Source organism: Dysgonomonas sp. PF1-14 (assembly GCF_029892965.1).
In the GTDB taxonomy this organism is placed as follows: Bacteria; Bacteroidota; Bacteroidia; order Bacteroidales; family Dysgonomonadaceae; genus Dysgonomonas.
Map to the genome: position 1 here is coordinate 37,680 of NZ_JARXWN010000014.1, position 12,463 is coordinate 50,142.

Here is a 12,463-nt window from a genome sequence, read left to right on the forward strand (position 1 = left end):
GTGTTATTGCGAATGGATGTGGTTTTGTATAATACGAACGGATTAACAATGTAAACTACAATGAGTAAAAGAAAAATGAGTTTCTTGGATAAGAACTTAACCCTTTGGATATTCCTTGCAATGGCTATCGGTGTAGGATTGGGGTATTTTGTACCCTCTTTCAGCAGCAATATAGATTCCATGTCGAGCGGAACAACAAACATACCTTTGGCAATCGGTCTAATACTGATGATGTACCCACCACTGGCAAAAGTGGATTATAAGCAACTGCCGAAAGTATTCAAAAACGTAAAGATATTATCTATTTCGTTAATTCTTAACTGGATTATCGGCCCTGTATTAATGTTTTTACTTGCTATTCTCTTTTTACACGACTATCCCGAATACATGGTTGGTGTCATTCTCATAGGTCTTGCAAGATGTATCGCAATGGTGCTCGTGTGGAACGACTTGGCAGAAGGTAACACCGAATATGGCGCAGGTCTTGTCGCCCTGAACAGTATCTTTCAGGTATTCTTTTACAGTTTCTACGCTTGGATATTCGTAACCAAATTACCTCCTTTATTTGGCTTTGAAGGTGTGATAGTGGATATATCCATTGGCACGATAGCAGAAACAGTGGCTATTTATTTAGGTATTCCTTTTCTCATGGGTATTCTTAGTCGTCTGATATTGGTTAAAATCAAAGGAGAACAATGGTATAAAGAAAAGTTTATCCCTGCCATATCGCCTATCACTCTTATAGCTCTATTATTTACTATTGTATTAATGTTCAGCCTGAAAGGCGAATTAATTGTACAAATACCGTTAGATGTGGTGCGTATCGCCATACCACTGCTTATCTATTTCGTGGTAATGTTCTTTCTTAGCTTCTTTGCAGGTAAATTAATGGGCGCATCCTATGATAAAAACGCTTCGATAGCTTTCACAGCCACAGGCAACAATTTCGAACTGGCTATTGCAGTCGCTATTGGTGTATTTGGTTTACATAGCGGACAAGCCTTTGCAGGTGTAGTCGGGCCACTTGTCGAAGTGCCTGTACTTATCCTTTTGGTAAATATTGCCTTTTGGCTGAAAAAGAAATATTATAAGTAATACCATATAAAACGAACAAATCATTAATCGTATGAACAAAAGTCTTTTAGTCCTTTTCTTAGCTGTATTCTTTGTCGCTTGTGGTAGCAAGACAGAAAATAAACAAGCGGAAAACCAAACCATTGCAACGGCTGACGTTTCGCTTGTGGATATCTATTACTTTCATGGTAAACAACGCTGTAAAACCTGTATAGCCGTAGGTGATTTGGCGAAAAAAACCATCGAAGAAACTTATTCGGGCAATGACAAAGTAAAATTCATCGAAATTGATACAAGCAACAAACAGTTTGAAGATTTGGTGAATAAATATGAAGTATCGTGGAACGCTCTGATAATAGCCAAAGGCGAAAATTCCGTTGATATTACAGAGCAGGCTTTTGCCAATGCCGTAAATAACCCTGATGTATTAAGCGACCTTATAAAAGAAGAAGTTAATAAACGTATTAACTAATGGAGTTCCTTCAACAGATAGTAGATAATTCGGATATTCCTGTACTTACAGCCTTTATACTGGGTTTAATGACAGCTATCAGTCCTTGCCCCTTAGCTACTAATATAACGGCGACAGCCTATTTGAGTAAAGATATAGCCGACAAAAAACGTGTTCTTTTCAATGGTATATTCTATACACTTGGGCGTACTTTCAGTTATACAGCTTTAGGAGTGCTATTCTATTTTGGTGCAAGTAAATTCCAGGTAGCCAAAATGCTGCAAAACATTAGCGGTCTGTATCTGGGAATAGCCTTAATTATAATTGGCATATTGATGTTAGATGTAATCAAATTCAATATACCTGCATTAAGTAAACTCACATCGAAAGTCAGCGAAAAGAAAATGAAAAAGAACTATCTGAACGCTTTTCTTTTGGGCGTATTGTTTGCCTTGGCTTTCTGCCCTTATAGTGGTGTATTGTATTTCGGTGTGCTTATACCTATGACAATCAGCAGTGCATCAGGCTTGCTTCTACCGCCTATATTTGCTATTGCAACAGGTCTGCCCGTTATTATTATCGCTTATTTATTAGCTTACAGTATGTCGAATGTGGGCAAGTTCTACAACAGAATGAAAAGCTTTGAAGTATGGTTTAGGCGTATTGTTTCGGCTGTATTTATCATAGTGGGAATATATTATATAGTAATGAATTTATAGAAGAATAAGATATGGAAATTATCGTATTGGGTACAGGTTGTGCCAAATGTAAAACAACCTATGACAGGGTAGCCAAAGTAATTGCAGATACAAAGAGCACAGCAACTTTGAAGAAAGAAGAGGATATACTGGAGATAGTAAAATACAACATCATGTCACTTCCAGCCGTAGTTGTTGATGGTCAAGTAAAAATAAAAGGCTATGTACCTACCGAAGATGAAATAAAACAAGTAATCAATTAAATTATAAAGCGATGTTAGATTTAAAATTAGATACCCGCAAAGCGGTAAAGATATACGACCCTGCACTATGCTGTCCGACAGGATTGTGTGGTGTGAATATCGACCCTGAATTAATGCGTATAGCAGTAGTTATAGAAAGCCTGAAAAAGAAAGGGATTATTATTGAAAGGTTTAACCTACGCGACCACCCACAGGTATATGTCGATAATAAGGTAATCAATGAATACCTGATGAAAGAATCGGCAGAAGTATTGCCTATCACGACTTTAGATGGTGAAGTAATCTTGACAAAACAATATCCGTCAAATGCACAGATAGCCGAATGGCTGAATGTGAAAGAGGAAGAACTTACTGTTAAAAAATAAATCTCAAACCCTTTCTGTATCAACAAATAAATCTGTTTTTAAAGAACAGAAAGGGAGCTTATTATCTCAAAACTCAACTAAATAGACAAAAGATATGAAAAAGTATAATCCTTCAAGTATTGACTTAACGAAGTACATATTCTTTACAGGCAAAGGCGGTGTAGGTAAAACATCTATTGCCTGTGCCACAGCTGTAAACCTTGCCGATAACGGGAAAAAAGTTCTTTTAATAAGTACCGACCCTGCATCTAATTTGCAGGACGTTTTTAACATGGATTTGGATAACAAAGGCACAGAGATAAAAGAAGTGCCTAACCTGACTGTAGTAAACTTAGACCCTGAACAGGCAGCAGCCGAATACAAGGAATCGGTTATTGCACCGTTCAGGGGAAAACTGCCCGAAAGTGTAATTACGAATATGGAAGAACAGCTTTCAGGTTCATGTACTGTGGAGATAGCAGCCTTCAACGAGTTTTCGGACTTTATTACCAATGAAGAAAAAAGAAAAAATTATGATTTTATAATCTTCGATACAGCACCCACAGGGCACACTTTGCGGATGCTTCAACTACCGTCTGCCTGGAATACCTTTATAGCAGAAAATACCACAGGCGCATCCTGCTTAGGTCAGCTATCTGGGTTAGAAGACAGGAAAGAAGTATATAAAAATGCAGTCAGTACATTATCTGATAGTAAACAAACAACGCTTATCCTCGTAAGTCGACCCGATGAAAGCCCGTTAAAAGAAGTAGAACGCTCATCCAATGAATTATTAGATTTGAATATTATTTCCCAAAACCTGATTATAAACGGAGTTTTGGAAAATTACGATGATAATGATACGGTATCAAAACAGATATACCAACGACAGCAAAGCGCACTGAATAACCGTTCCGAAGCCTTGCTGAAACTCAATACCTATATAGTTCCGCTTCGTTCCTACAATATGACAGGCATTGATAATATACGTAATATGCTGAATAATGATGTCCGATCAGAAGTTACACACAAAAAAATAAATACAAATGACTTTAAGACCATAAATAACATCATTGATGACTTATACAGTTCGGACAAACGTGTAATCTTTACAATGGGCAAAGGCGGTGTAGGTAAAACAACCATTGCAGGGGATATAGCAAGAGGATTGGCAGAAAAAGGTGTAAAAGTGCATCTGACAACTACCGATCCTGCAAACCATCTATCTTTCATCGAAACAAAAGTAAACGGTATCACCGTTAGCCATATAGACGAAAAAGCGGTATTGGCAGCCTATCAGAAGAATGTTTTGGATAAGGCAAGGGAAACAATGGGTGATGCAGACCTGAGCTATATCGAAGAAGACTTACGTTCGCCATGTACACAGGAAATTGCTGTTTTCAATTCCTTTGCCGAAATTGTGGCTAAAGCGGATAATGAAGTAGTGGTAATAGACACAGCACCCACAGGGCATACTTTGTTATTATTAGATTCTACCCAAAGTTATCATAAGGAAGTGGAGCGTACACAGGGAAATATTACCCCTGCCGTTCAGAACCTTTTGCCACGTTTACGCAATGAGAAAGAAACGGAAGTAGTTATCGTTACCCTGCCCGAAACAACGCCTGTATTCGAGGCACAACGCTTACAGCAGGATTTACAGCGTGCAGGTATTAAAAATAAATGGTGGGTAGTCAATTCGAGCCTCTTACTTACTCAGACTAACAGCCCGTTCCTGAAAGCAAAGGCACAAAGTGAGATACAATGGATAGAAAAAGTGAATGAAATATCAAAAGGTAATTTTGCCGTAATTGAATGGAAAGATAAAGTATGACTAGTCCTAAAAAAAACTGTAACGATTTTTTAGGACGAGACATATATATGAAAGCATAATAAAGTTACAGGATATAATCGCCTTTGCTTTTTTATTCCTATTTTTGTACGATAGCTAAACGGATTTTTTGAAAAATGAAAAGAATATTCCTTATAGGATATATGGGAGCCGGTAAAACAACAGCCGGGCGTGAACTGGCAAAAGAGCTGAATCTCGATTTTATCGATCTTGATCATTTTATCCAGTCTCGATTTCAAAAGACTGTTAGTCAGTTGTTTCAGGATGTGGGCGAAAATGAGTTTCGTGTTATTGAACGTAATGTACTGAAAGAGGTGGGAGAATTTGAAGACGTAGTTATTGCTACCGGTGGTGGTGCTCCCTGCTTTTTCGACAATATGGAATATATGAACGGGGTAGGCACTACTGTTTACCTAAAGGCTAAACCCGAAGCATTGGCATCGCGACTGAATACATGTAAAGAAAAACGCCCGTTGATAAAAGATAAAGATGAAGCTGAGTTGTACGCATTCATTGTAGAGAGCCTCGAGAAAAGAGAACCGTTCTATTCACAGGCAGAGATAATATTTGAAACCGAAGAACTGGTAAGTCGCGAAGACGTAATGGGGTATGTACGGCAATTAATAGAACGATTATGAGATTTGATTTTTTGAACAAACTTTTTGTAAGTGCTGCAATATTGTTTACATACGGTATGCCGCTTATTTCACAAACACAATACACAATAGCTGAAGACAGGTCTAAAGTATCTTTACAGGTCGATTTTAACAGAACAAAATTCACCGTCAGCAATATCTTGAGTAATAAACGCGGACAACCGCTTATTGAAGCCAAATCATACACATTAAAGATAGATACTGATACGCTGGGTGTATGGTCTAAGTTGCCTTCATCTGAGAATACATGGAAACTACAGATAGAAGCACCTTATGCCAATGGCTTCTTCGTTAGTCTCGATGACTTTTATTTGCCCGAAGGTTCACGCCTGTATGTTTACAACGGTAATAACCTGAAAGAAGCTACAGTATACAAACATGAGGATAACCCGGAAGGCGGTCCTTACTCGCTCGAAAACCTGAGAGGGGACAATGTAGTGCTCGAATATGTAGCATCCGCAGGAATAGCAGAAAAACCCCGTATAAAAATAGCGGATGTAGGATTGAAATACGAAGACAACCAGTCCGGAAAAGAAGATGAATACGACCATTCGGATAATGTATGCATGATCAACGTAAACTGTCCGCAGGGCGATCAGTGGCAAAGCCAGAAAAGAGGCATTGTACGGCTTCGCCTGAAAAGAAAGGACAGTGGGAATGATGATATATTCAGCCTGTGTACAGGAACACTTATAAACAATACGGCAGGAGATAAAAAACCTTACATATTGACAGCTTCGCACTGTTTTGAAAATGTAGATATTACCCAGTCCGATAATTTCCATTTTTTCTTTGAATATGAATCCCCTACCTGTACCAGTGTGAGACCTACATATAAATACCATAGAGGCGCGGAAGTGAAAGTCATTAATCCTCTGAATGGAGGAAGTGATGGTGCTCTGATGTTGATGACGGGTACTATTCCTGATTACTGGGATGTGTACTTTAACGGATGGGACAGGGTGACATCTACAAATAGTGTGACCAGTGGTGCAATACTCCATCACCCCAAAGGCGATATAAAAAAGATCACATTATACGATAAATCTCCACGTTCGGGAGGATGGGATAGCACATCTCCGTTAGAATCGTTCTGGATGGTTAACTATTCGGAAGGAGCTACTGCTAAAGGTTCTTCCGGTGCGGCTATATTCAACCAGAACGGATTGGTAGTAGGAACCCTTTCGGGAGGAAGCAATTCGTGTGAAAATCCGGATGGGACAGATTATTATGGCAAATTCTGGTATCATTTCGACAGATCGGCAGACACAAACCTGCGTATGAGTACATACCTCGATCCGCTGGGTAGTGGTGCGCAAAACTTGGCTGGACTGAATAACAACAACAGCATAGATAAAGAGCTTGTCTTAGACCGTACACAGGCAGAGGTTATTTATAGGTCTTCATCTGTCGTGAACATTCTCAGTGGTAATGGTAACTATAGCATATCGTCTGCTGATGAGCGTATAGCTACAGCGAGTGTATCAGGCAATGAGATTACAATAAATGGCATAAATATGGGTAATGCCGTACTGACCATTACAGACGGAAGGAATAAGACAAAAGAACTCTATGTACAGGTGCGTCAGAATATAGATTTCTTTTTGGACGAGAATAAGAATCTGCGTGTAAGCGTGTACGATACGGACGATGCTATCAGCCGGGTAAGGCTTATCAATCTTTACGGTAATACAATGTATGACCGCAAAGATATAGGCGAAAAAGAGCATACGATCAATCTGAATTTAATTCGCCGTGCAGCTCATGTTATAGAAATTAAGACAGTGAATGGTCTTACGAAGAGGGAAAAAATATTATGGTAAAAACCAAAACAGTATATGTTTGCAGTAACTGTGGCAACGACTCGCCCAAGTGGTTGGGTAAATGCCCTGTTTGCGGCGAATGGAACACATATGTAGAAGAAGTAATTAGTAAAGAAAAGCCATCGGCTAAGAGCGGGCTGAATGTTTTTGAGACGCCCAAAGCCAAACCTTTACTGCTTAAAGATGTACAAACGGGTGAAGAACCCCGTATCGACTTGCACGACGGCGAACTCAACAGGGTACTCGGTGGCGGGCTTGTTCCCGGATCATTGGTACTGATAGGTGGAGAACCGGGTATCGGGAAATCTACATTGGTATTGCAAACCGTACTGGGACTGAATGCAATAAAGACATTATATATATCGGGTGAGGAGAGTGCCCGACAACTCAAACTACGTGCCGACCGTATCAATTCGAACAGTGAGAATTGCTTTATCGTCTGCGAAACCAATCTGGAGCAGATTTTCGTGCATATACAAAATCTGAAACCCGACTTTGTGGTTATAGACTCTATACAGACCATACACACCGATACAGTGGAATCATCACCGGGCAGCGTATCGCAGGTGCGCGAATGTTCGGCCGCCGTACTCAAGTTTGCAAAAGAGACGAGTACGCCTGTTGTACTTATCGGTCATATAAATAAAGAAGGCAGCATAGCCGGCCCCAAAGTATTGGAACATATTGTAGATACCGTTCTGCAATTTGAAGGTGATCTGCATTATATGTACCGTATCCTTCGCAGTATAAAAAACCGTTTTGGAAGTACGGCAGAACTCGGTATATACGAAATGCGCCAGAACGGGTTGCGCGAAGTGAGCAACCCCTCAGAGCTATTGCTTACACAAAATCATGAAGGACTGAGTGGTGTATCTATTGCTGCGGCGATAGAAGGCATACGCCCTTTCCTGATAGAAACGCAGGCACTGGTGAGTACAGCCGCTTATGGTACGCCACAGCGTTCGGCTACGGGCTTCGACCTGCGACGTATGAATATGTTGCTGGCAGTGCTGGAGAAACGTGCCGGATTTAAACTAATACAAAAAGACGTATTCCTCAATATTGCCGGAGGCTTGAGAGTGAATGATCCTGCAATGGACTTATCGGTTATCAGTGCGGTGTTGTCGTCCAGTCTCGATATTTCTATCGAGAAACATGTATGTATGACAGGCGAAGTAGGACTGTCGGGTGAGATACGCCCCGTAAACCGTATAGAACAACGCATATTGGAAGCCGAAAAACTGGGTTTTACTAAAATCCTTATTCCCCAGAATAATCTGAAAGGCTTTACATCGAAGGTCAATATAGAAATTATTCAGGCGAGGAAAGTAGAAGAGGCTTTCAGACAGTTGTTCAGCTAGTTAAAGACTATGATTAAATGAATATTGAAATAATAGCATTCGATGCCGACGATACTCTTTGGGACAACGAACCGTTGTTCCAGAGCATAGAAAAAGAATTATGTACCATGCTGACCGAATACGGCGATATGGAGCATATATCTTCCACGCTGTTCGATATAGAAATGAATAATCTGGAATTGTACGGCTATGGGGCAAAAGCTTTTACGCTGTCGATGATAGAAACAGCACTCAGAGTGAGTGGTAATAAAATCTCTGCGGATAAGATAGCACTGATTATTGAGAAAGGTAAATATTTGCTCAATATGCCTATACAGCTGCTCCATGGTGTGGAAGAGGCGTTATCATCTTTCAGTAAGAAATATAAACTTGTTGTAGCCACAAAAGGCGATTTACTCGATCAGGAACGTAAACTTGTACGTTCGGGGCTGGCAAAGTATTTCGATCATGTAGAGATTATGCCCGACAAAACAGAAAAAGAATACCGTAAGCTTGTATCTGCTCTGAATACGCAGCCCGAAAATATACTGATGGTAGGCAATTCGCTGAAATCTGATATTTACCCGCCATTGTCCATCGGTATGTATGCTGCCTATGTGCCATACCATACAATGTGGAAGCATGAAGTGGCGGACGAAAATATTGTGAATGATAAGTTTTATAAGGTGGAATCGCTTAGCAGTTTGAGCAGTTTAATAATAAGATGAATAAGATCATTGACATAAATACCTGGATAAGAAAAGAACATTACGAATTTTTTAAGGATTTCGACGATCCGATGTTCGGACTTACTTTCAATGTAGATTTTACAGCAGTTTATAATGAGGCAAAGAGAACAAACAGCTCGTTTTTTTTGTTCTCCTTACATAAAATAATGCAGGCGGCGAATGCGACCGAAGAGTTTCGCTACAGGATAGAAGGTGACGATGTTGTATGTTACGATGTTATCCATGCTTCTTCTACAGTAGGCAGACCCGATGGTACATTCGGCTTTTCCACAATGGAGTATTTTACTGACAGAGATACCTTTGTCAGCGAAGGATCTAAAGTGGTGGAACGGATAAAAAGCCTGACCGGAATTACATTCGAAGAGCAGACCGACCGGAAAGATGTGATCCACTATTCGCCGATGCCATGGATTCAGTTTACCGATCTGAAACATCCGGCTTCGTTTGGCAAGAAGTTTTCTATCCCAAAAATATCGACAGGGAAACTTTTTAAAGAAGGTGCTGCCTTGAAACTTCCGGTGTCTGTTACGGCTAATCATGCACTGATGGATGGTTACCATGTTGCCCGCTTTCTGGACAACCTGAACGATCTTATTCAGGCAGATTGAGAAATAGTAGAAAGCAATTGATGATATATTCCTGAATTATAGCCTTTTGTGGGTTATTATATTTTTATAGAATGAATTACGAGGAAACAATAGAATATTTATACAACCGGCTACCTGTATATCAGAAGGTAGGTGGATCAGCATATAAAGAGGGGCTCGACAACAGCCTGACACTCGACAATTATTTCGATCATCCACATCGTAAATATAAAACGGTACATGTAGCCGGAACCAATGGAAAAGGCTCCACTTCGCATCTCATTGCTGCCGTATTGCAAGAAGCAGGCTACAAAGTGGGATTGTACACATCTCCACATCTGATCGATTTCAGGGAGCGTATACGTGTGAACGGCGAGAAGATATCGAAAGATTATATAGTGGAATTTGTTGAAAAACACCGCGAGCATTTCGAGCCTGTACAGCCTTCATTCTTTGAACTGACTATGATGATGGCATTCCGCTACTTTGCCGATATGGAAGTCGATGTCGCCGTTGTCGAAGTCGGTTTGGGCGGACGCCTCGACAGCACAAATATAATTACGCCCGATCTGAGCATTATAACCAATATCAGTTTCGACCACATGCAGTTTCTTGGCAATACTTTGGAGAAGATTGCAGGAGAAAAAGCGGGTATAATAAAGAAAGATGTACCTGTAATAATTGGAGAAGCCGAAGGTGAAGTACGTACAGTATTTGAAGAAACAGCCGAAAGGGTAGGAGCACCTATAATCTTTGCCGAAGATGAAAAGATTATCACTTCGAGTCTGAAAACAGCTAGTGGCTGGCTCTTCGATACGAAATACTATTTACAGCTTAAAGGGGAGCTTTCGGGCTATGCCCAACTGAAGAATGCAGCTACTGTATTATGCGCCATTAAGGAACTGCAAAAGGTTGGCTACGTGATACCATCGAAGGCTGTATATAGTGGCTTCGCATACGTGAACGAACTGACCGGATTGATGGGACGCTGGCAGATACTCCAGGATATAAACCCTAAGATAGTCTGTGATACAGGCCATAATGCTGCCGGAATAAAATATATAGTAGAACAGCTTGCGAGCGAACGCTGCCATACTTTGCACATCATACTGGGTATGGTGAATGATAAGGATATTTCTGCCGTTCTGGCTATGCTGCCGAAGAATGCCATTTATTATTTCACAAAAGCATCTATACCGCGTTCGATGAACGAAAGGGAGTTACAGACACTGGCTCAGAAGCAAGGCCTGACAGGCTACTCATACGCTACTGTCGGTGAAGCTGTGCAGGCGGCTAAAGACTGGGCTGCAGCTAACGACTTTATATTTATCGGAGGCAGTAACTTTATTGTAGCCGATGCTTTGGAATATTTAGGATATAAGTAATACAAATTGCCTCCACTTTTAAGTGGAGGAGAAAAAGGAATGTTGGAGAAAGGCTTTAGCCAAAGTAACTTCGACTAAAGTCATTATCCAATATATCAATTTTCCATGACTTAAAAGTCGTGACAACTAATATGCTTAAAAATAATACCCTCTGATCTTATGGATGCTTCACTGATCGCTAAACTGAGACTTGCAAATCATCTGCTTGCAGGTTCTGAATTGAAAACACCCCGCGAAGTAGTTTCATGGATGGGCGCTATACAGGCTCAGGATTTCAATATGGGCAAATGGGCTGTAGGCTCGCGCTTGCCCGGCATCAGCGACAGAGAGGTGGAAGATGCTGTAAACAAAGGTGAAATAATACGTACCCATATCCTTCGCCCTACATGGCACTTCGTATCGCGTGACGATATACACTGGATGCTCGAATTGAGCGCTCCACGCCTGAAGGCGACAGGCCGTACCTATGATAAGATGATCGGGCTGACAGAAGATATTACGACTCGCGCACATAAGCTATTGAGGAATATTCTGGAAAAAGAACCTAATCAGACGCGGCAGGAATTAGGAGAGAAGTTTGTGGAAGCAGGTATTTCTATAAATGCATCCATATTGAACCATATCATGTTCAACGCTGAGCAGGCAGGTTTGGTATGTAACGGTGTAGTCAGAGGGAAGAAACAGACCTATGATCTGCTCGAACGTAAAGTACCGAAGACAGAAGTTTTCGATAAAGATGAAGCATTAAGAAAACTGGCTTATAAGTATTTTCGCAGTCATGGGCCGGCTACATTACAGGATTTTATCTGGTGGTCGGGACTAACGGCAGGAGATTCTAAAAAAGCGCTGGAGATGATCAGGCCGGATTTTATATTCGAAACAGTCGGAGATTCCACCTATATATTTCATTCTTCCTGTCTCGATCACCAGATAGAAGATCATCTTGTGCATTTCCTTCCGGCATTCGATGAGCTGTTTGTAAGCTATAAAGACAGGAAAGAAGTCTTGGCAACAGACCATCACAAGAAAGTCATTGTAAGCAACGGCGTGTTTAAGCCCACTATATTCTATAACGGACAGGTAATCGGTATCTGGAACAGGATAGTGAAGAAGAATCAGGTTATAAGTGAACCTTCATGCTTTTCTGAACCAAACAAGAAGATGCTGAAACTGATAGATAAGGCAGCACAGGAATTTAATAACTATATGAAGGGTTAACCGTAAATCTTATAGACTGTAAA

At 40.6% G+C, this 12,463-nt stretch carries 13 protein-coding genes; all 13 read left to right on the forward strand.

The features are described 5' to 3' along the window. Nucleotides 1-60: 60 nt before the first annotated feature. The gene (arsB, locus tag M2448_RS15415; RefSeq protein WP_280647054.1) at nt 61-1,095 is read left to right on the forward strand and encodes an ACR3 family arsenite efflux transporter; all 1,035 of its coding nucleotides are present in this window, start codon (nt 61-63) and stop codon (nt 1,093-1,095) included. 31 nt (nt 1,096-1,126) lie between these two features. Then, nucleotides 1,127-1,546 carry a nitrophenyl compound nitroreductase subunit ArsF family protein gene (locus tag M2448_RS15420; protein ID WP_280647055.1) on the forward strand — a complete coding sequence of 140 codons (420 nt, stop codon included), beginning with the start codon at nt 1,127-1,129 and terminating at the stop codon, nt 1,544-1,546. Further along, nucleotides 1,546-2,244: an aromatic aminobenezylarsenical efflux permease ArsG family transporter gene (locus M2448_RS15425; RefSeq protein ID WP_280647056.1), complete on the forward strand. Its 699-nt coding sequence runs from the start codon at nt 1,546-1,548 to the stop codon at nt 2,242-2,244. The genes M2448_RS15420 and M2448_RS15425 overlap by 1 nt, the downstream gene beginning before the upstream one ends. Before the next feature lie 11 nt (nt 2,245-2,255). Further along, nucleotides 2,256-2,486, forward strand: coding sequence for a thioredoxin family protein (locus tag M2448_RS15430; protein ID WP_280647057.1), 231 nt, complete (start codon nt 2,256-2,258; stop codon nt 2,484-2,486). A gap of 11 nt (nt 2,487-2,497) precedes the next feature. Beyond that, a complete protein-coding gene (gene arsD / locus M2448_RS15435) occupies nt 2,498-2,851 on the forward strand; it encodes an arsenite efflux transporter metallochaperone ArsD (RefSeq protein ID WP_280647058.1) in 354 nt (117 codons plus the stop codon). Between the two features lie 94 nt (nt 2,852-2,945). Next, nucleotides 2,946-4,664: an arsenical pump-driving ATPase gene (arsA, locus tag M2448_RS15440; RefSeq protein WP_280647059.1), complete on the forward strand. Its 1,719-nt coding sequence runs from the start codon at nt 2,946-2,948 to the stop codon at nt 4,662-4,664. A 134-nt stretch (nt 4,665-4,798) separates the two neighbouring features. Next, on the forward strand, nt 4,799-5,320 hold the full coding sequence (locus M2448_RS15445) for a shikimate kinase (protein ID WP_280647060.1): 522 nt from the start codon (nt 4,799-4,801) through the stop codon (nt 5,318-5,320). After that, nucleotides 5,317-7,161: a trypsin-like serine protease gene (locus tag M2448_RS15450; protein WP_280647061.1), complete on the forward strand. Its 1,845-nt coding sequence runs from the start codon at nt 5,317-5,319 to the stop codon at nt 7,159-7,161. The genes M2448_RS15445 and M2448_RS15450 overlap by 4 nt, the downstream gene beginning before the upstream one ends. After that, nucleotides 7,155-8,522: a DNA repair protein RadA gene (radA, locus tag M2448_RS15455; protein ID WP_280647062.1), complete on the forward strand. Its 1,368-nt coding sequence runs from the start codon at nt 7,155-7,157 to the stop codon at nt 8,520-8,522. Before M2448_RS15450 ends, radA begins: the two co-directional genes overlap by 7 nt. 17 nt (nt 8,523-8,539) lie before the next feature. Further along, nucleotides 8,540-9,229 (forward strand): HAD family hydrolase, encoded by a 690-nt coding sequence (locus M2448_RS15460; RefSeq protein ID WP_280647063.1) that lies wholly within the window; start codon nt 8,540-8,542, stop codon nt 9,227-9,229. Next, nucleotides 9,226-9,858 (forward strand): chloramphenicol acetyltransferase, encoded by a 633-nt coding sequence (locus M2448_RS15465; RefSeq protein ID WP_280647064.1) that lies wholly within the window; start codon nt 9,226-9,228, stop codon nt 9,856-9,858. The genes M2448_RS15460 and M2448_RS15465 overlap by 4 nt, the downstream gene beginning before the upstream one ends. Nucleotides 9,859-9,929: 71 nt before the next feature. After that, the gene (locus tag M2448_RS15470) at nt 9,930-11,222 is read left to right on the forward strand and encodes a folylpolyglutamate synthase/dihydrofolate synthase family protein (RefSeq protein ID WP_280647065.1); all 1,293 of its coding nucleotides are present in this window, start codon (nt 9,930-9,932) and stop codon (nt 11,220-11,222) included. A gap of 159 nt (nt 11,223-11,381) precedes the next feature. Next, on the forward strand, nt 11,382-12,440 hold the full coding sequence (locus tag M2448_RS15475) for a winged helix DNA-binding domain-containing protein (RefSeq protein WP_280647066.1): 1,059 nt from the start codon (nt 11,382-11,384) through the stop codon (nt 12,438-12,440). The last annotated feature ends 23 nt before the right edge of the window (nt 12,441-12,463 follow it).